Origin of the sequence: Dyadobacter sp. 22481 (assembly GCF_052044875.1) — a bacterium.
Taxonomy (GTDB): Bacteria; Bacteroidota; Bacteroidia; order Cytophagales; family Spirosomataceae; genus Dyadobacter; species Dyadobacter endophyticus.
In genome coordinates, this window is record NZ_JBQENV010000001.1 from 990,307 (window position 1) to 1,011,264 (window position 20,958).

The 20,958-nt window shown below is 52.0% G+C and carries 15 protein-coding genes; 1 reads left to right on the forward strand and 14 read right to left on the reverse strand.

Features of this window, described 5'->3' with window-relative positions:
- Positions 1-29: 29 nt before the first annotated feature.
- The 14 genes from ACTJJJ_RS03655 to ACTJJJ_RS03720 all read right to left on the reverse strand — a co-directional run bounded on the left by ACTJJJ_RS03655 (position 30) and on the right by ACTJJJ_RS03720 (position 18,934).
- A complete protein-coding gene (locus ACTJJJ_RS03655) occupies positions 30-719 on the reverse strand; it encodes a DUF3823 domain-containing protein (RefSeq protein WP_440701467.1) in 690 nt (229 codons plus the stop codon).
- A 109-nt stretch (positions 720-828) separates the two neighbouring features.
- Entirely contained in the window at positions 829-2,724 is a 1,896-nt protein-coding gene (locus tag ACTJJJ_RS03660; protein ID WP_440701468.1) for a RagB/SusD family nutrient uptake outer membrane protein, read from the reverse strand.
- 12 nt (positions 2,725-2,736) lie between these two features.
- Positions 2,737-5,880 (reverse strand): SusC/RagA family TonB-linked outer membrane protein, encoded by a 3,144-nt coding sequence (locus ACTJJJ_RS03665; protein WP_440701469.1) that lies wholly within the window; start codon positions 5,878-5,880, stop codon positions 2,737-2,739.
- A 227-nt stretch (positions 5,881-6,107) separates the two neighbouring features.
- Positions 6,108-6,371 carry a hypothetical protein gene (locus tag ACTJJJ_RS03670; RefSeq protein WP_188930528.1) on the reverse strand — a complete coding sequence of 88 codons (264 nt, stop codon included), beginning with the start codon at positions 6,369-6,371 and terminating at the stop codon, positions 6,108-6,110.
- A gap of 41 nt (positions 6,372-6,412) precedes the next feature.
- Positions 6,413-7,051, reverse strand: a complete 639-nt coding sequence (locus tag ACTJJJ_RS03675; protein ID WP_440701470.1) for a hypothetical protein — start codon at positions 7,049-7,051, stop codon at positions 6,413-6,415.
- A gap of 50 nt (positions 7,052-7,101) precedes the next feature.
- Positions 7,102-9,342, reverse strand: a complete 2,241-nt coding sequence (locus tag ACTJJJ_RS03680) for a TonB-dependent receptor (RefSeq protein ID WP_440701471.1) — start codon at positions 9,340-9,342, stop codon at positions 7,102-7,104.
- Between the two features lie 106 nt (positions 9,343-9,448).
- The gene (locus tag ACTJJJ_RS03685) at positions 9,449-10,168 is read right to left on the reverse strand and encodes a LytR/AlgR family response regulator transcription factor (RefSeq protein WP_440701472.1); all 720 of its coding nucleotides are present in this window, start codon (positions 10,166-10,168) and stop codon (positions 9,449-9,451) included.
- On the reverse strand, positions 10,165-11,187 hold the full coding sequence (locus ACTJJJ_RS03690) for a sensor histidine kinase (protein ID WP_440701473.1): 1,023 nt from the start codon (positions 11,185-11,187) through the stop codon (positions 10,165-10,167). The genes ACTJJJ_RS03685 and ACTJJJ_RS03690 overlap by 4 nt, the downstream gene beginning before the upstream one ends.
- 141 nt (positions 11,188-11,328) lie before the next feature.
- The gene (locus tag ACTJJJ_RS03695) at positions 11,329-16,383 is read right to left on the reverse strand and encodes an Ig-like domain-containing protein (RefSeq protein ID WP_440701474.1); all 5,055 of its coding nucleotides are present in this window, start codon (positions 16,381-16,383) and stop codon (positions 11,329-11,331) included.
- 66 nt (positions 16,384-16,449) lie between these two features.
- The gene (locus tag ACTJJJ_RS03700) at positions 16,450-16,758 is read right to left on the reverse strand and encodes a DUF6916 family protein (RefSeq protein WP_440701475.1); all 309 of its coding nucleotides are present in this window, start codon (positions 16,756-16,758) and stop codon (positions 16,450-16,452) included.
- Positions 16,740-17,237 (reverse strand): GNAT family N-acetyltransferase, encoded by a 498-nt coding sequence (locus ACTJJJ_RS03705; protein WP_426294744.1) that lies wholly within the window; start codon positions 17,235-17,237, stop codon positions 16,740-16,742. Before ACTJJJ_RS03705 ends, ACTJJJ_RS03700 begins: the two co-directional genes overlap by 19 nt.
- A gap of 47 nt (positions 17,238-17,284) precedes the next feature.
- On the reverse strand, positions 17,285-17,806 hold the full coding sequence (locus ACTJJJ_RS03710; protein ID WP_426294743.1) for a phage tail protein: 522 nt from the start codon (positions 17,804-17,806) through the stop codon (positions 17,285-17,287).
- A gap of 45 nt (positions 17,807-17,851) precedes the next feature.
- Entirely contained in the window at positions 17,852-18,370 is a 519-nt protein-coding gene (locus tag ACTJJJ_RS03715) for a phage tail protein (protein WP_426294742.1), read from the reverse strand.
- A gap of 54 nt (positions 18,371-18,424) precedes the next feature.
- On the reverse strand, positions 18,425-18,934 hold the full coding sequence (locus ACTJJJ_RS03720; protein ID WP_426294741.1) for a phage tail protein: 510 nt from the start codon (positions 18,932-18,934) through the stop codon (positions 18,425-18,427).
- Between the two features lie 524 nt (positions 18,935-19,458).
- Here ACTJJJ_RS03720 and ACTJJJ_RS03725 point away from each other — a divergent pair.
- Complete coding sequence (locus ACTJJJ_RS03725; RefSeq protein ID WP_440701476.1) at positions 19,459-20,826, forward strand: glycoside hydrolase family 140 protein; 1,368 nt, start codon at positions 19,459-19,461, stop codon at positions 20,824-20,826.
- Positions 20,827-20,958: the final 132 nt, after the last annotated feature.

Sequence of the window (20,958 nt, forward strand, 5' to 3'; positions counted from 1 at the left end):
GTTTTCAGCGGGCCGCTACGCGGCCTTTTTTACAATGCAACCCTTACCGCTTTGGCATAATTAAACTTCGACTCAGGCGCATCGATAATCCCCCCCGCACGGAAGAAATATTGATTACCCGCCTTCAATACATTGCTGTTAGAGGGAATATCGATTTCCAGCTGGTACACCTTATTCGGGTCGATCGCGCCATTGATTTCCTGCTCCGCCAGCGCCACGCGCATAGGCTCGCCCACGGACGGTTCCGGGTGCGCATACAAGCCGATCTTTCTGACATTATTCATCACGGTTTGCTGTAATTTGAATTTGGCGATGACTTTTGTTCCTACCTTTTCAATGCTGGCTTCCTTCACGCGAATGTAAGGCTGAACCTTGAAATCCAGGTTTGTTTCGCCTTTGACGGTTACTTCCTGTGCCGCCACTGGCACGAAGTTCCCGCGTACGGGCGTGATCGTGTACGTGTTCGCGAAGATCAGGTTATTGCGGTAGGTGCCGTCGTTTTTAATGATCATCGTCTGCTTGGTCTGCGAGGCGTAACCATGTTCGATGTATTCGATGGTGCTGCCCCGGATGATGTCCTGCTCCACAGGCTCATTGGTTTCGGCATCCAGAAAAGTACCGTACAATTGCGAATCGGGCGCCGGGTAATTATCGACGCTGCATCCCACTACGCCAAAAAGCAGAAGCAGGGTGGAAGTATAGGTGATTATTTGTTTCATTGTTTAAATGGGGTTTTTGCTTTAAGCTGTATGCTGTAAGCTTTAAGCTTTTGGCTTTTTTCGTACACAAGCGTGAGCATATAGCCTATTGCTTAAAGCTTACAGCCTGTTAATACTGCGGATTCTGAACCAGACCGTTCGCCCCGATGCCCGGGATGGAGCGGTAATACTGGCGGTAATCGAATGTGGACGGGTTGCTGCGTGGCACATTGACGCGCACGAAAATATACTTTGCGGGCGTAACGCGCAGGTCGAGGATAGGCAGCAATGCATGGCGCATCGTGTTGTTGAACACCGTGTGGTACTCACGACGGCGGATCAGGTCCCAGAAACGCTTGTTCTCAAACGCCAGTTCAACCCTTCTTTCGCGGATCACATTGGTGATCGTGAGTTGAATTTCGGTCTTGTGGCCGGCCCTGCGACGAATGTCATTCAATGCTCTCGCGCCCTTTACTTTGTTGCCCGTGCCGCTTTCAGCGATCGCCTCGGCATAATTTAGCAGGATTTCGGCATAGCGGAAATCGGCGAAATCGGTCACGCATTGGTTCCAGCCCGGCGCAATATTCAATCCCTCATTCAAAAACTTCTTGAAACTCACGCCGGTGCGGGTATTATTACCGCCCCAGGTATCGAAGCCGGAGTATTTCGTTCGATCGGATGCGCCATAGGTGTAGTAAGTCGTGCCACCATGCGTGAACGGGTCGCCCCCCATGATCTGCGAAGAACCGTCAGGTTTGATGAAACCGGCCTGGATCACGATTTTCTGGCCTTTCCAGCTGGTACCGGGCAGAATCATCGTCGCCCACATGCGCGCGTCCTTTCCTTTGAAAATATCATTTTCAGTGTCAAACCTTTTGTATTGTTTGGACGCATTGAAACCGGTATAATCGGTCAGGTCGTTCGTGGTGGCTGAGGTGGCAAGCGGAGCGCTTTCGCCGGGCTTGTCGTAGCTTTCGTAAACGTCCATCAGTTCGAGCGTCGGGTTCATGCGGCCCGGGTGCGGCCAACCGTTGGCGGTCTGGTTGGGCTGGTACCAGATGCCGTAGTTGTGGCCGGTACCGGAGCCGGGTCTGGCATAACCCTTGATGAAAATCACCTCTTCCGGCGCATTGTTGGGGTCTTCGAAAAGCAGCCGGTAGTTGTTGGCAGCTTCCTCGGGCGTAGTAGGCGAGGGTTTGTATAAATTAAATTTACCCGAACTAATTATCGCTTCCGAAGCGTCGATGGCTGCTTTGTAAAACTCTGCCGCAGCTGCTTTGTCCAATCCAACCAGCTTTTGGTCTACGGCTGTTCCGGAGATCGGGGCGCGGTCTGCGTATTTGGCCAGGGAGGCTGCATGCAATGCCGCGCGTGATTTCAGGGCGTAGGCTACCCATTTGGTCGCGCGGCGCTCACCGGCCGGCCACGAGTCGCCAAGGTTGCCGATAGCCGTATCGCATTCTTTCAGTACAAAATCCCAGGTTTCCTTTTCGGTGCTGCGGGGTACTTTCAGGGCTTCCACGTTGCCGTCGTACTTCTGTACCGAGGTGATGAGCGGAACGCCGCCGTAGCGCTTCACCAGCGCGAAATAGGCATAGGCGCGGATGAATGAACTTTCCCCGATCAATGCTTTGCGCTCGTCGTCGGTAATGTCCAGGGTAGGGATAATGTCGATCAGGATATTTACGTCGCGGATGAGCTTATAGCCCTGGTCCCACCATTGAAAATCACCATCTCCAATAAAATCACCGAACTCGGTATGCACGGCCTCGTCGGTCGACATGGCCGGCGCGAACCCGCCGTTGTTCGGGTCGCCGGTGTTCCAGTTGAAGCCCTGCCGGAAGAATGTGAAATCCTCGATCGGCAGCTGGTAGTAGAGGTTGGCCATATATAGTTTCACGCCCTCGGGGTTGGAGAACAGGTTCTCTCCCTGCAACTTATCGAGGGGCTGCTTGTCGAGTACATCGCCGCAGCTCATCGCCACGAGCACTAACAACAGCGTTAGGGTCTTTTTTAAATAGCTCATTATCAAGTAATATTAAAATTTGACATTGATCCCGAAGTTGTAGCTTCTCGTCACCGGGTAGGTAAGCCCCGCTCCGAACAACCCCTCCACTTTCTCAGGATCGAAAGGCTTCACGAACGAATCGGCCCAGGTGAAGATGTTATGCGCATTGCCATACACCCGCACATCGTTGATCCCGATCTTTTTCAACCAGGGCAAATTGAATGTATAGCCCAGCTGCGCGCTCTTGAAACGCAGGTAGGAAGCATCCTTCCGCCACGCACCGCTTTCGGCGTACATCGCACCCACATTGTAATTGAAGCGGGAAGCAGGCCATTCGCCGGGGATCCACTGGCCGTCGGGCGACTGGTGCCATCTGTCATAGAAATACTCGGGCGTGTTGCCGCGGAATGCGAAGACTTCTGCATACACCTCCCGGAAGCGCACGCTGTACTTGCCCGATCCCTGGAACAATGCCGTGAAATCGAAACCTTTCCACGAAGCATTCAAAGTCACACCATAATACATTTTAGGATCGCCGCCGAAGAACAACGGTATCGCGTCGTTGCCATCGATAATGCCGTTGCCGTCCACATCCTTGTACTTGAAATCACCGGGAAGCTCCCGGGTATTGCCGAGGTCGCCGTTCTGGATGGGCGCATAAATGACTTCATCCTTGCTCTGGAACTGGCCTTCGAGCTGGTAAGCCCATACCACGTCGTTCCAGCGGTTGGTTGCGCCGCCGCGCCATTTGTCCATGCTGCTCAGGAACTCGCCGCGCTCCACATAGCGGTTCTGCGTGCGGGCGAAGTTGAAGTTACCCGAAATGCCGTATTTGAAATCGCGGATCTGGCCATTGTAAGCGGCCGAAAATTCGATTCCGCGCACGCGGTCGCTATTCAGGTTTTCTTCGGGTAATGTACCGCCGAATGTATTGGGCAGCGAAACATTCCTGCGCGCGAGCAGGCCTTTACGGTCGCGCTGGTAAATGTCGAAAGTTACATCGATTTTGTTATCCCAAAGACCGAGGTCGATACCAATGTCCTGGATGTTCGACTTGAACCAGGTCAGCTTTTCGTTCACGATCGCCGGGGAGGCCGCGCCGGTAGTGTAGTTGCCGTTGGTAAACTCATACCCGCCACCGCCGGTGAGTGAGAAGCCGGGTACATATTGGAATGGCGCACCGGCATCGGCACCCACGAGGCCATACGAAGCCCTCAGTTTCAGATTTGAAATGATGGGAATGCGTTTCAAAAATGCTTCCTCCGAAACCCGCCAACCCGCAGAAACTACCGGGAACAAGCCCCAGCGGCGGTCGGGATGGTAGCGGTATGAACCATCATAGCGCGCAGCGATTTCAAGCAGGTATTTTTCCTTGAAATCATAGTTCAATCGGCCTACATACGACTGGCTCGCATATTCCGACTCCGAGCCGCTGGTAGTCTGGTTGTTCAGTCCCGCCTGGTCGATCTGATCGTTGGTAAAGAATGCATATTCGCGGCCAAGTCCCGCCCAGCGGTTGTGCGATTCCTGCTGCTCGTACACCAGCGTTGCGCCGAGGTTATGGTTTTTGGCGATTACCGTATTATAAAACAGCTGCCCCTGGAAGGTAATGCGGTTGTTATCCGTGAAGTTGTTGCCGATCCGCGACGGGTTACGTTGCGCATGCGCGGTGTATTTGTCGGTCGCTGCGTCGTAGGTATAAAGGTTATAAGCCTTCGAAACCGATTTGGCGCGGTAGTTATTACTGTCGTAAGCGACCAAACCCTTGATACGCAATCCCGGAACGAATGGGACAGTGTAGGTTAATGCAAATGTCGACTGGAAGAACTTATTCACCTCCTGCGAGTAGCCGGTCAGACTCCTGTCGGCCAGCGCCACCGGGTTGTAGCCGCCGCTGAGTAATGCGGGGTATTTCGGGTTGTCGTTGGCATAGGGGCGCTCGGTAGGCAATGCAATGCGGGTTCCTTTATAGATGTTAAAAAAGTTATCACCCGGCTGCTCCCGTCTATCGAACAGCCCCGAGAGGATTAGGTCCGCTTTCAGGTTTTTGGTTAGATCAATGCCAATATTCGAGCGGAAGGTGTACTTCTGGTAACCCATATCGCCGCTTTTGAGCAAACCGTTTTCTTTCTGGTAGCCAAAACTGGTAAAGTAGTTTACCACGCCCTCGCCGCCGGATGCGGAAATGAAATGCTGCTGCTGGCCGGCCGATTTATTCAGCGTTTCCTTATACCAATCGGTACCCTGGTAACCTGGCGCGCCGCTACGGAATTTCTCGATTTCCTCGGGAGAGAACACCGGGTTTTCGCCCAGGTTCTTCGCTGCGTCGTTCCGCATTTCGGCCCATTGCAATGCGCTCGTCATTTTGGGAACATCGGTTGGGCTTTGGCGGCCATATACCATATTGTAGCTGAACTGTGGCTTACCTTGCTTGCCCTTTTTCGTGGTGACGATCACCACACCATTCCCCGCACGGATACCGAAAATCGCCGCCGAAGCATCTTTCAGCACCGAAATGCTTTCGATGTCGTCCGGATTGATCTTCTGGAACTCATACCCTCCATCGCGCGCCACACCGTCGACCACATACAACGGCTCTCCAAAGCCGCGTATATTGATGTTCGTGCTGAAAGAACCGGGTTCGCCAGAGTTCTGGCGGATCTGCACACCGGCCACTTTGCCTTGCAGGCTTTGTGCCAGGCTCGTGTGCGTCGTAGTTTTGATCTGCTCCGAAACGATGTTCGAAATAGCGCCGGTGAGCGTCTGCTTGCGCTGGGTACCGTAGCCGACTACGACCACTTCTTGTAACTCGTCCGTACTGAGTTCGAGTTGAACATCAAAGTTTGTCCGGCTACCGACAGCTATTTCCTGCCTTTTGTAACCCAAAAAACTCACAATAATAACCGAGCCCGATTTGGGAACGGAGAGCGAAAATTTTCCATTGGCATCAGTGGTGGTACCTTTCGTGGTGCCTTGCAACACAATGCTCGCGCCGGGAATGGCGTCGCTTTTCTCGTCCTTCACTTCGCCGCTAATGAGTGTTTCATCCGCGGCCGATTGTGCCAATGCGCCTGCCTGTACGAGCAGCATTACACATAATGCAATGCACCCGCGCCAGAGCGCCGTCCGGGCGCGGTGCCTGCACAGGGGGTTTGATAGAAGTTGTTTGTTCATACCGTAGGGTTAAGTTCCTGTTCGTTTAAATGCATGAAAAGCGGTCGGCCGAACCGTGGGGTCAAAGTAATCGGGGGCTAATTAAGAAATGGTTAACAAACCATTAATGGGGCGCTTAATCCGGCTGTTTTTTACATTATCCCGGTAAAATATTGGGGGATTTTGGGGTAGGGCAATAAAAAACGCCCTGTGGTGAGGCAGGGCGCTGAGGTTGCAAATGGGATTGTCTATGGTTTTGTTTCCACCGTCGCGGGATGGTCGTCACAATGCTCCCAATGCGCGTGGTGGCGAGCGTACCCTCCGCGGAACGACCCGGCACGAAAAGCAAAGATGTTCATCATGATAAATGCGAAGATGACCGCGATTGCTGCGACACGTGCTGCGATCGTGAGACCGCGGCGTTGGGAGAACGGTCCATAAATGTAGCCGATGATGAAAACCATACAGGCCACAAAAAGAATGCGTGCGAAAATCAATAATCCGAAAAACATGGTCTTTAAAGTTTAAGTGAAACAATGATGAAGTATGATAGCTACCGGAGCAGCGTCTCGCTTTCGGCCTTGCCCCAATGCGGCATTACACTGAATGTAGTTGCCGGGAGTTTCTGAATGGCTTTTCCGGCGAGTTCTTTGGCCAAATCCTTGTCGCCGCCCCACAATTTGGGCGTGTAGTACTTCGTCCAGGCTTCGAGGTAAATGGCGCGCGGGTTTTCGGCATCCAGTTTCTGGGCTTTCTTCAAAAACTGGTCGGAAAGCGGCCCGAATTGCCTGCCCATGGTCATAGGGCTGATAAAAACCTTGGTGCGGTAAATCATCGCCTGTACTACATAAATTTCTGCTAACGGCTTGCTGTCACCTTTTGCAAGCGACTCGCTTTTCTTAATCTGTGCTTCGCCCCGGACGCTGTAAGGTTCGATCTTTTCGCCGTCGTCTTGCAGGAGAAAGCCGATTTTGGCATTACAAAAAGCAGCATAGTAGTAAGGCAGCCATTCGGTTTTCTGCGTATTGCCGAGCTGTATGAACGTTTTTTCGAGGCCCTGGAAGTCGCTGACGGACCTGGCCTGATCGAGTTTCTTCACGGAGGCCTCCAATTGAGTGGCATAATCCCCGGTTTGCGCAAATGCGAATGCGGCGGTGCAAATGAGCAGGATGGTTGTGATGAGCGTTTTCATGATGTTTGTTAGTTGATAATGAATGATTGGTAATGGATAATTGAATGGTGTCAAGGATTTTGGTCGAGGAGGTCTTCGGTGCGGTCGATGCCGAGGCTCATGAACACGCCCACGAAGTAGAAGCGTGTGGCGGGGAGGGTAATGGGGGTTTTGAAACTGCCGTCGTACGCGTAGTTGTAGCCAAACACCTGTTTTGTGCCGAGAATATTGTTGGCGCCGAATGCGAACCCCGAATAATCCCTGAATTTCGATTTCTTGAAAAAAGACATCATTTTCGATACGTGCAGGTTAAGGACATTGTAAGCGCGGGCGGTGCCTGAATCGTAGATGCGCGTACCGGCGTCGTCTCCTGCTCGAATATCATAGTACGGTCGCCCGGCCGCGCAGGAGTACGAGACATTGACATTGGTGCTGATTTCCTGGAAAAACCGCTTGATTGCGATCGTGAATGTATGCGGGCTTGTGAACGACGGCCTGATGCGCTCGGGATAATCCAGGTAGTTGCGCTTCGTATCGAGGTAAGTGTAAGTCAGCCAATAGTCCAGGTTGCGAACGGTCTTTTTATCCCGCCAGAAAAGCTCCAATCCGCGCGCATAGCCGTCGCCTCCGAGGCGAATTCCGGGCAACGTCTTTACCAGGTCGTTGTATTTTTTATAATAAACCTCCGTCCTGAAAAACCGGTTATTGGCCTTTTTAGAATAGTTCAGCACATAGTGCTCCGCCCGTGAAAAGCCAAGTTGCCGATTTTGAAAAAGATACCTGTTTTCGGGTTTTTGATAAAAAATGCCGTAGGCCAGGTTCAGCTGACTGCCCGCGCCAAGCCGATAACCCAGGCTCGCGCGCGGAGCGAGTACCGCTTTGCGCAAGAGGCTCGAATACTCCCACCGCAAGCCTGGTCGGAATGCGACATGCCCGCCGATATGAATATCAGTTTCAACAAAAGCAGCCGATAGTTGATCGCGAAGCAGGTTTTGGGCACCATTATAGGTTTGGGTATCATCGAAATAAAACGTCTCCCCTCCGAACCGCAATGACTGGTTGCGCTCAAAGTGGCGCATGAGTACCGCACGTCCCTGCGCGAAATGCGAATTGCGGGTTACGTCGCTGTTTTTGGCTGAATATGGGGCATTGGGGATGGTTACGGGCTCGTTGTTGATGTTGAGCAGGCGGTTATGGATGGTGTTTTGGTCAAATGTGTACGCAATGCCTGCGTCAAGGCTCCAGTCGGTCCCGAGGTCTGTCCGGTAGCTTGCGGTTCCATAAATGTTCGGGTTCTTGATCCTGAAATCGGAGCGGAGCGACGCGCTGTCGGTATCGGGGTTACGCATACCGATGTTGCTTTCGGCATAGGCTACATACGCTTTCAACATTCCGCTTTTACCGGTTTTGAAGCGGGCATTCGCATTAACGCTGCGGTACTCAGGCCCGCGGTAATAATCGGGACGCTGCGGTACGACTTTGTTATACAAAGCCTGATTACTGTAAGCGACGCCTCCTCCGTAACTGTTCCGGCCCGATTTGGACAAATGCTGGAAACCGGCCCCGAGGTTTGAAGGAAACACGCTGAAATTGGCGGAGCTTTTTTCGGGCAGATCGATGCTTTCCAGGATCAATGCGCTGCTCATAGCCTGGCCGTACAATGCCGAATAGCCGCCGGTGTTGAACAGTACGCCTTTGAACAAAAACAGGTTAATGCGGGCCGGCTGCATGATGCCCGGCACGGAGGCGTAGTTGGGGTTTTTCATGAGTGTGCCGTCGACGAACATCCGGGTTTCCTCATTGGTACCACCGCGCACAAACAGCCCCTCGCGTTCGCCGACCTGCTGCGCGCCCGGGAGCGACCGCAATGCATTGGAAATGTCGCCGCCATTGCCGGCCACTGTGTATGCGTCGATGGGCGTGAGCGAAGCACCTTTGGCTTTGTCGCTGGCTTCGAAGCTGCCGGCACTGATGGTCACCGCTTCGAGGGTATTGGCTGCGTCGTCGAGGGTAATAGACAGCCTAACAGAACTGTCGGAGAGGCTTATCGGCTGCTGCTGCGTTTTGAAACCGAGTGAGGAGATGATTAATGTCTGTTTGCCACGCAAGGTAGTTTCGAAGCCGAACACGCCAAGCGAATCGGCCACTGCGCCCGATTGCGAGCCTTTAATGCGGATGTGGGCACCGGGGATAGCGTCACCAAGCGGACCGGCCACTTCTCCGGTGATGCGGGTCTGGGCCCGGGCGGAGAGCGCGAAAAGCAGGCTGCCCGCCATTAGGATGAGTCTGGATGTAAATGCATTGGAAATCATGGCTTTGTTTGTTTTTTGACCAAAGCTATGGTATGCCCCCATGCATTTCAGGGAGAGTAGACGACGCCGCTAATGCCTGCGACGAAACGGTAAAATCCTGCGACGACTATTCGGCCGAAATGTTCAGGATCTTTCGAAGGTTGTCTTTGTAGTGCTCGCTAACCGGAATTTCCGCAGCGCCGATCATGACAAAATCTCGCTTAACGACGGTGATTTTTTGGGTAGCTGCCAGGTACGATTTGTGGGTACGGACGAAGGCCGGCTCAGGGAGTTTTTCTTCCAGTGCTTTGAAAGTCATGCGGGTAATGACGGGCTTGGCGGCCGACGAAAGATGGATTTTAACATAATCCTTCAACCCCTCGACCCAGGCCACATCAGCCGCTACTATTTTGACCAGTGAGTATTCGACATTTACAAAGAAATCGGGCAATGCGGTTGGCGTCGAAGTGGCGACCGGCGTTTTTTGTCTGAGTTGAAACAATTCGAGGGCCCGGTTACAGGCTTTCATAAATCGCTCCATACTCACCGGTTTGAGCAAATAATCGACCACATTCAGTTCGAAGCCTTCCAGTGCATATTTGTCATAAGCCGTTACCAGGATCACCAAAGGAGGGTCCGGGAGGCTTTTCAGAAACTGTAATCCGCTGAGGCGCGGCATTTGAATATCCAGAAAAAGCAGGTCTATCGGTTCAGTTTGGAGTATTTCAATGGCTTCCATGGCATTACGAGCCGTTTTGACCAGCGTTAGGTACGGAACTTGCCGGATATTATCTACCAGCAGGTCCAGCACCAATTTTTCGTCATCGACGGCCAGGCATCGTATCATCGTAAATTCAGGTTAAATATGACCCGAAACACGGTGCCTTCATCACCGACAACAAGGCTATGGTTTCCGGGATAGATTAGTCTGAGGCGTGTCCTCACATTTTCGAGCCCAATGCCCGAATTGCCGTCCTTGTCATTAAACGGATCCGGATCGTACGTGTTTTCGAGGGATAACGTGAGCTTGCCGCCGGCCGCTTCAAGGCGGACATTAATAAAGGGATCTTCAAGCTCTGTCGCACCATATTTAAATGCATTCTCCACGAAAGGTATCAACAGCATCGGTTCGATGAGCAGCCCGGCGGTTTCATGATCCAACCGGATTTGAACATCAATGCGGACCGAGTCAGAAAAACGCAGTTTTTGCAACTCGATGTAATTTTTGAGATAATCCGCTTCCTGCTCCAAGGTCACCCGGGTGGCTTGCGATTCGTACGTCATGTAACGCATGAGGTCCGATAGGCGTAGTAAGGCGTCTTCCAGCAGGTCTGACTTTTGCCGGGCCAGTGCCACCATGCTTGTAAGTACGTTGAAGAGGAAATGCGGATTTATCTGCGACCGCAGGAATTTCAGCTCGGCCGCTACCTGCTGTGCCTCATATTCTTTCCGTGCCCGTTCTTTCCGGATTCCGTCGCTGACCCGCCGGTAAACCAGACTAGCGGCGAAAACCAATACTGATGGGCCAAATATCAAGCCGGCCGAGTTTTTGAGAACGACCTCGGGAAACAACTGGGCGACGATCTGGTATTTGAGGGGGAAAGAAGCCATAACCAACACCATCGAGCATGGGATATACAGCCACCAGCGCCAGCCATGTGCGAGTTTGGGATAGAGGTAAAAAGCATTGAAATAGAAGATCCCTGCGTGGATTATCCCTGCAAGAATAAAGTAAGCGGCCGGCAGCCCGCCGATTCTGTAACCTTCGTCAGCCGACGATACCAGGTAGGGCAGGAGCAGGACAGTTGCCCATATGCCGATATGGATCGCAATCTCCCGTTTCTGCTGCGTTTTCAAGGATGCCATTCGAAGTGTAAAAATTCAAATTTAGAGGAATACCCCTCTAATCAAAACAATAGGCTGCTATATAAAAAATCAGGCGGAGAGAAACTCCCCGCCTGATACAGTTAACCTAAACAACACATTCAGAACAAATTGGTGTCGTAATTATCGGTTGATAAGCACTTTCCGGTTGGTAACCTCACCGTTTTTGTGCGTGATCGTCAGAATGTACATGCCTACCGGCAGGTTCTTCACATCGATGGTTTTCGAAACAGCCTTGCCCGATTTGTAAACCGAAAGTCCGGTCAGGCTATGCATTTCTACCGATTTAACCTGGTTCCAATCCGTGCTTTTCAGGTTGAGGATGTCGGAAACCGGGTTTGGATAGAACTCGGATAGCAATGCGGCGGCGTCGAAACCGACTTTGATAATTTTGCTGTAAGCGAACGTCTTATCGGCATCGACCATTTTCAGGCGGTAGAAGTTATCACCTTGCGCAGGTTGTTTGTCAACCAACTCGTAGTTCACCAGCTTGTAGCTTTCACCCTGCGATTTTTTGGTACCGATCGTCGCCCAGTTCTTACCATCGCCGCTGCGCTGCACATCGAAATGGTCGCTATTGGTTTCCTCGGCCGTATTCCATTTCAGTGCAATGGTGTTTTCAACTCTTGCACCGCTGAAATCGATCAGGGTTACCGGAAGCGAGCAGTCTTTGAAAGCTGTGAGCGTATCCGTGCAACCGTTGAGGGTAGCAACAATGATCGCCGTCTGCTTGCTTGGAACATTGATAACGGTGTTGCCGCTAACGGTTCCTTTATCGGTGGTGATCACAGCACCCGGGGTAGCCGTGAAGAAAACCGTATAAGTCTGAGGATCCGCCGAGAATTGACACAGATATTGGGCACCGGTCAGGGCAATGGTCGGTTTCTCGTTGACATTTACGGTTGCTGTCTGTCCAACGATTGGGGTCGTAGCGCCGCCTGCGCCGCTGACATTGGTCAACGAATAAATAAATGTCCCGGTCGTAGTGGTTGGCACATTCACGGTCGCACTCGTATTGACACCTGTGGTTGTGACCTGCTGGTCGGAGCCGCCGTTGATTTTGTAGGTAAATGTAAACGGCGCGATACCATTGACAGCTGTAAAGGTAATCACAGGCTGAGTGTCGTTCTGGCAGGCTGTCGTGCTGCCCGAAATGTTCGCCGTGAGGTTGTTGGCAACGGTCACAGTAGCAGTTTGAGCCGAAGGCGGTGTCAGCGTACAGTTCTGCGCGTCCGTTACAGTCACGAGCTCGTACGTGAACACGCCGACGGTGGTAGTCGGCTGGCTAACCGTAGCAGAGGTGTTCACACCCGTTGTGCTTACAGTCAGGTTCGATCCGTTGTTGATCTTATACGTAAACGTGTAAGGCAATGTACCGCCGGTAGCACCGAATGTAACAAGTGGTGCCGCTGCTCCCTGGTTCACAGTAGTAGTTCCCGCGATGCTCGAACCGGTGATCTGGTTCACGGTCAATACAGCTGCCGCGGAAGTACTGTTGTTGCAAGGGTTGGTAATGATACAGCGGTATTCCGAAAGGTTATCCGAAGCCGGTACGTTGGTCAGCGTCAGCGTTGCGTCGTCGGCAGTCGGGTTTGTACCGGTTGAAATGTTCGCAAATGAGCCGCCGAATGGTTTTTTCTGCCATTGGTAGGTTACACCTGTCTGCGAAGTGGCCACGGTGAACGACGTGCCTGAGCCCGCGCAGATGGTCGCCGCATCAGGCTCGTCGGTGATCGGCGGTGCCGGGGTAGGGGTTACCGTTACGGTGAACGAGCAGGTAGGTGCTGTTCCGATGCCATTCGAAGCCGTTACCAGTACAGTCGTCGGGCCGGCAGGGAATGCGTACGGGAATGTGATCGGGTTGCCGCCTACCGAGTAAGTAATGGTAGGTGCCGGACATCCGTCTGCGGTGGCCGCGAATGTTTGTGTAGACGTACAAGTTCCCGGGTCTGGAGATAGCGTTTGGTTGCCCGGGCAGAATGTGATCACCGGCGTCGATGTTACCGTCGTGACAGTCGGATTGTTCGATCCTCCCACGTCCGGGTCGTCTGTGAGTACATTGGCGAAATTGCTGCCCGAAACGGTACCCTGTGTCGAAAGCTGGCAAATCGAAGCCGGAATGTTATTGTTGATAGTGACCCTGAACTTGATGGTCGTGCTCTTGCCGCTTGGAATGGTAAAGCCACTTCCGGTACCATTTACGGTTACCGTCTCACCGGCCTGGGTTGCCTCGGTTCTGGCAGGGCTTGGAGAAACAGGCTCGGTTACCTCATCGATAGCCGGCCCGGCCGTGGGTGTTGCGATTGCGACCTCAGGTTTTGGTTCTTGAGCGGCGGGAGTGGCGATGGCGACCTCAGGTTCTGCCGCAGGCGCGGTTACAGGCTCAGCCAATGTAGTTTGGTTCGATGCTTTGTCAGCTTCTTCTTTTTCTGCCAACACTTCTACAACGCCTTCGCGGGAGAAGACGAGCGCTCCCGGCTGCACACAAGTTGCATTGAAAGTGAATGTTCCCGCTCCGCTTTGAAGGGCCCGGCCTGCCGGCGTATTACCGCCATTATCCCACACACTGACAATCGAAGCTCCGTTTCCCTGCGAACGGACTGTGGAACTGGTATTCCCGGCCCTGGCACGATACGCAAAGTTGGAAGCGGACGACATATTGATAATGTTGCCGCTTACCTTGGAACAAATGATGGCATTGTTAAGCGCAACTAACGGATCAAGAGCGGCCGCGGTTACGTCGATACCATAGAATGCGATGGCTGAAACCAGCTGAACATTATTGTTGACAAGCGAAAAGTTGCTTGTTGAACCGCCTGTGACCGTGGCGCCTGTGCTGATACCATGCACGTTCTGTACATTTTTAACGGTGTTGCCCTGGATGAGAACGGTGGCTTTGGCCTGGTTGGAGCCGGCAGTGATACCTTCTACCGAAGCGACAATACCGGATACCGCATTAGATAGCAACGGATTGTCTGTCGTATTGTTCAAAATTGTTCCGTCAATGGTGCCATTACCGGAGCCAAACGAGTTGATTCCGGGACCGCCGTTATGTTTGACGTTGTTGCTTTCGATGTTAAACTTCACCGTGCCATTGTTGAAAGCGGAAATATCGATCCCCCGGCCTACACCGCTGCCCGGATCGACTGTTGAGTTTATGATTTCGGCAGTCATCAATGAATTGTCATTGGCTTGTACTTCAAAACCGGCGGACCGGCAGTTCAGGAATTTTGAGTTATTCTGAACCTTCACTTGCACATTGGAAGTACCGTAGCCCATCACCTGAAGACCTGTGGCTCCGTCGGCATCCTGGAAGGTGGAGTTATCGACGGTCAGCAATGTCATGTTGGTGCTGAAATTCGCGAAATAAGCAGCACGACCTCCGGGATCAGTGAAGGTTGAATTCGTGATCGTGTTCGTACCACTCGTATTTACGGCAAAAAGACAGCCTTCAAACGAATTGCCGGACGAGCCCGATGAGCCGACCGAACCATTGGTAAAGTGGAAATTGCTGGTACCCCGCAGGTTGATACCTTCTTGTGCCACCGTTCCGCTGATGATAATGCGGTCCATTGTCAGGCCGTTAGTATTCAGCGCATGTACCGCCGCATTGGCATTCGCATTAGCCATATCGGTTGGAGTGCCGGATGGTGTCGTGCCGTCGGTCGTGTTGGCGTTGGTCAGGTTTATGTTTTTGAGGGTGATGCCGGTCGTATTCAGCAATTCGATCCCGCGCTGGCTGATATTCTGGATCGTTCCTCCACTTCCCAGGGTAGTCCCGCTACCGGATACCTGGAAAGTACCGGCGGTACCGGAAATGATCATCCCTTTATTGCCTCCGTTTGCGTTTACCGCCGTCAGGTTTACGGCAAGGGTAATCCCGCCCGAAATGTCCAAAGCCGGTATATTGGTACTGTTGTTCGCTGTCAGGGTTCCGGAACTGATTGTAAGGCTACCGGTAACATTTGAAAGTTTGATCGGACTGGTAGTGCCGCTGGAAACGGTGGACGATACCTGGCCGAAAGTAGCAGCCAGTTGTTTGTTTGAAATATTAAGCGCGGAACCGGTGCCGGTCAGATCGATCTGGCTTGCAGTGAACAATCCGGCAGCGCTACTCTGGAATTTGGCACCGGAGCTGTTGCCTATGTTTAGCCCCTGTACGGTAGCTATGCCGGATAAGCTGAACACGTTACCGCTGTTATTGGTAAGGTCTGGGCGGGTGCCGTTAACGGTAGGGAAGGGAACCGAGGGGCTGCCGCTTGGCGCAGGAAGGCCGGTAAGTGTGAGCAGCGTGGATCCGGCGGTACCGGCTCCTTGTCCGAATACGGTCTGGTTATTACGGACGGTAATACCGCCGTTGTAGGTCCCGGCGTAAATGAATATAAAATGCCCGTCTTTAGCATTGTTTCCGCCCCCACTATTGATCGCTTGGAATGCGGCCAGGCTATTGAATGGCTTCGCCAGCGTTCCCGTACCGCCAGGCGCGGCACTGTCATCGATGAACCAGATGGCATTGGCTATGGTAATGCTTACGGTAGCCGTGGAAGTCATGCCGGAGCCATTCTGGATTGTATATGTGAATGTGTCGGTACCAATGTAACCTGCCGCAGGTTCGTAGGTGAACGCGCCGGTAGCGGCTGTAACGGTGGCGGTTCCGCCATTAACACTCGTGATGGTCGTGGAGCCGCTCAGGCTCAGCGCTGTACCGCCCGGACTCACGTCGTTAGCGAAAAGGCCCGAGCCTGCGTCAATATTAATCCCGACGTTCCCGATCGTCGAATAGCTGTCGTTAACAGCAATAGGGCTTGCTACCAACGATCCCGGAACCAGCGTGGTGTTGATGTCGATGGTTTCGGTAAATGTGGTCCCATTGGCAGGATCCGGGCCGCCATTGGCGATCACCACCGTGTATTCCAGCACGCCGCCTGCGGTAGCTCCGCCACTGATAACGGCATCGGTATTGGTAGCGGTAATGCTAGGTGCGAGAAATGCTTTGGCGCCCGATTTTTTCCGCGCGCGTGCAAACGGTACTTTTTCTTGTGATTTTTTGTCGGACTTGGTTTCCGGTTTCGCCACCCATTCCTGGGAAGCTGGCTTGTCACCAGAAAGCTTGCTGACCATTTCGGCCCCCGACGCCAGCAGGGCAATGCCCGCCAGATAGTAGTAGAAAGTTTTCATGGTTTCAGTTTGAAGAATAGTTTTTGAATCATAGGATTGGAAGTTGAGATGGCCCGGACAGTCCGGTTAAGAAAAAATAGCTTCGTAGCGCGTGCCCAGCGGATCCTGAGCTATGGGAACTAAAAAAATGTCGAGGTATTTTCCGTCCGGATGAACGACCCTGAAAATCCCCTGTGCAATGACCCTGTGATCGCCATTGGTCTGAAATTCCACTGAAAATGAACTCCGTTCGAGAGGAGTATAACCGTTGAGCTCGTTAACAGCCGCAATCGTAGCCGGCAGGGAAAAATTTTCTGCGAAATGGATGATCACCGGTTCGCCGGTTAGCGCTTTAAATTCTGCTGCAGTTATTTGGCTTAAATCGTATGTTTCCATTCCATTAAATGATAAACTCCATTGGTTTCACTGATTTTTTTAAATCCAAGGCGGGTATACAGATTTTTGGCCGGATTAAAAGCTTCTACATGGATCGTGAGCGGCCTTTCCAGGTCTGCTGCCCGGTTCATGAGATCTTTAAAAATAGCCTGGCCGAATCCCCGGTTCCGGTAATCGGGCAGGATACTGATGTCAATAATCCGCATACCCAAGCCTTGAAAGTTTTCGTGGAGGTAAAGCCTCCCGATGGTTTTGTTTTCAAATTCAATCACCCAGAAATAAGCACCGATATAATTTTTCTGATAGTATTCGTGCTGCGCTTCGAACTGACTGGTCAGGAATTCTTTCTTCATAAGATCAGTCCAGAACGGAACTCTCTCCATCTCTGCTTCTCTTGTACTGGCATAGACTTCCCTTAAAAAAGAGGCATCCTTGGGCGTAATAGGCCTGAGTGCAAGAGCGGTATTGGTAAGCTTCATCTTCTACAATAAATCAGAAAAATATTAACAATGCTTATCAGTGCCTGCTAAGGGCGCTGCGGGAAAATGCCTTGTAATGCGATACAGAAGTTCACAGTAATATACGGCATCATATTATTATGCGGAAGCGTGGCCCCTATTACCGATGTTGCCTGGAAGTGCATCTGCGCATTGGGCGATCCCGTGCCGTAGATACTTCCCTGGGTCGAAAATGCAAGGGCACCGCTCGGGCTTGGCGTTTTGAGTTCGCCCGCTTCCGGCGCTGCATTCATGGTGTGGGTATGGAACGGGATTTCGCTTGTGAGCAATGTCACATTTTCCACCCCCGACTGCTCTCCAAGGTCTCGGAGCGAAAGTCCGGGCCCCTGCCCGGGCTGCATGGGTGAACTGCCCTGAAGGTCGGGCAATGAGAATGTGGATTTGCCATCGCCGCCGTAAGTGGTTCCCAATAGTGAAAACAAGGCCGTGTTTTGCGAAATGGGCATGAGCTGACCGTTACAAAATGCCCAACCGGTGGGAGGGAAGTTGAAAGGGAATATTCTTATCTCTGCTACGAATTGATCTGCCATTGGATTGATAGGTTTTGAGGTTCTACAATTGCCTGTCGCCGAAAACTAGGTTTGCGACGGGAATACCCCGAACAGGGAAATGATGAAGTTGATACATAAAAACGGCTGCACGTTCGTATGCGGCTGACTGCCACCGACCGGCGCGATAGCTTGTGCCGCCATTGGCTGGGCAGGTGTGCTGATAATGAAGGCGTTTACCGTGCTCGACGTCCCGAGAACGGCGTTCTTGGGACTGGCCACATCGGCACCGCCGGTATTGGCCATGAAACCGTGCGTGTGCTGGGGAATCTGCTGTATGGTGAGCGTTACCTCTTCGGTTCCGCCACTTTCTCCGATCGTGTAGGTGCTGCCACCCCCGAGCGTACCCATGTGAACGGGCAGGCGTCCCTGCATATCCGGTAAGCGGAAAGTCTCCTCGCCGTCGCCGCCGTATGTCGTTCCTATCAATTGGAAAAGGACTTCGTTTTCAGATATCGGGAGTGTTTGCCCTTCACAGAACAACCACCCGTTGGGCGCGAAGTTGCCTGCAAATAGTCTGATCTCTCCTACGTAAGGTTGTCCCATATACTTTTGAGGTTTTGTGTTTTGATTTGGATGATTGGAAATAGCTGCCTGACGCTAGTTTTGGCTTGGGAAAATCCCTTGCAACGCAATGCAAAAGGTGATCACCAGGAAGGGCTGCAGGTTGTTGTGTGCCTGGCTGCCGCCTACGTTGGAGAGAGTGCCCGGATTGATCGCTGTAAGCGCATTGGGAACTGTCGAATAAACGTTGTTCGGCAAAGTGTTGGCCAGAAACGCACCCGTAGGGTCATTCGAATTGGAAGGGCCTGAGTCGATGGCGTTCACAATGTGATTGTGCGCAGGCATTTCGTTCATCGTTACCGTGTGCGCTTCCTGTCCTCCCTTTTCTCCGAGGTCGTGCCCGCCTCCGAAGTGAATCGGTACCCTGCCGCGGAAATCAGGCAAAGCGAAGTTGGTCTGCCCGTTGCCACCATAAGTAGTTCCCAAAAGGGCAAATAAAGCCTGGTTTTGGTTGATAGGGAGAAGTTGTCCATTGGCAAGCGCCCAGCCTTTCGGCGCGAAATTGAAACTTACCATCCGGATCTCAGATAGAAATGGTTCAGCCATAAAATGAAATGGGTTAATTGATGGATAATGTAAAAATATTGACGTTGCTCCGCCGGCTATGGGCAGTATCGATGAAGTGCAGTCGAAATGGATGTTGATGAGCAGTATATAACGGGTCGGAAACTATCCTGATCAGGAGGATGCCCGTAAAATAGCAATGACAACAGCGGAAGATGTAGAAATTCTTTTCATCAGGAGGTACGTTCAGGTTAGGATTTTGTAAAAATAGTACTTCAATATTAGTGATATATCGCCATTTCGATGAAATAAATTACTAAACGGTAATAATTATTCTACGTATAATCATACAAAAATCTGAAATTATTTTTGGTAAGACATTGAAAATGAGAAACTTATGATTATCTACCGGCTGAAAATTATTTTCGAACGGTCTATTTCACTGAAACAGACCTCTATAAGCCGGGTCGCTCATTTTTTTGTTAGATTATTCAAATACTGGATATTAAGAATCGGTTGTTTTCGGCTTTATCGATTGATCATACTCAGCTAAATCCGGTATTCCGATGAAATCAAACAGCCTCCTGATACTGGCAGTCCTCTGCTGTACGCTCACGAGTGTACGCGCACAACACTATACGGTAAGTGAAAACAAACGTTTTTTACTCAAAGAAGGCAAACCATTTTTCTGGCTGGGCGACACCGCGTGGGAGCTTTTTCATCGCCTCGACCGTTCCGATGCCGATTACTACCTCCAAAAACGCGCCGAACAAGGCTTTACCGTAATTCAGGCAGTTGCATTGGCGGAATTCGATGGCCTGGCAGAGCCTAATCCCTATGGCGAAAAACCGCTGGTGAATAACGACCCGACGCAGCCGAACGAGAACTATTTCAAACATGTCGACTATATCATCGACAAAGCGGCAGCTTATGGATTGACAATCGCCTTCCTACCTACCTGGGGAGACAAGGTTTTTAAAAATACCTGGGGCAAGGGCCCGGAGATTTTCAATGAAAACAACGCGAAAACGTACGGAAAGTGGCTGGGCGACCGCTACAAAACCAGGCCGAACATCATATGGGTACTGGGCGGCGACCGCCAGCCTCGGAAAGACAGCCGCGATGTAGAAATCTGGCGTGCCATGGCCGCCGGAATTGCCGAAGGGGCAGGGGGCTATGATAAGGCATTGATGACCTACCACCCGCAACCGAACAAGGAAGGGTCCAGCGAATGGTTCCACGACGACGAGTGGTTCGATTTCAATATGTTCCAAACCGGCCACTGCCGCGATACGCCGGTTTATGACAATATCCAGCGCTCGTACAACCGCACGCTCGTGAAGCCGGTAATCGACGCGGAACCTATTTATGAAGACCACCCGGTGTGTTTCAATGCGAAGGAAAACGGGACGTCGAGCGCGTATGATGTGCGCAAATCGGCCTACCTCGATCTTTTTGCGGGCGCATTCGGACATACGTATGGCTGCCACGATATCTGGCAAATGTACTCGCCTAACCGCGAGGCGGTGAATGGCCCGCATATCTTCTGGCAGCAGGCTCTCGACCTACCTGGCGCTTTGGAAATGAAGCACGTGCGGAAATTGATGGAGTCTCGCCCGATTACGGACCGCATTCCTGACCAATCGATTGTCGCTGAAAATGCACTGCCCGCGGCCGAGCGCGTGCAGGCTACGCGGGGGAAGGATTACCTGTTTGTATATACGGCTGCCGGAAAGTCTTTTTCTGTCAACCCCGGAAAGATTTCCGGCACGCACCTGGAAGCATTCTGGTTCGACCCTCGAAACGGGAAGGTTCGGGATGCGGGCAAATTCGAGAACAATACAGTCAACAAGTTCGTCCCGCCTACGACAGGATACGGGCATGACTGGGTACTGGTCGTGGACGATGCGGCGAAAGGATATAAGAAGCCCTGAGCCATTGCAATTGGCCTTAGCCAACTAGAAATGGATTAATTTGATTAAATTAGGATTAAGAAGATAGAGAATGGGACTGATCGTTGCTTTGTTATCTGTTATCACAAATAAACTGCCCGCTGATTATCATAT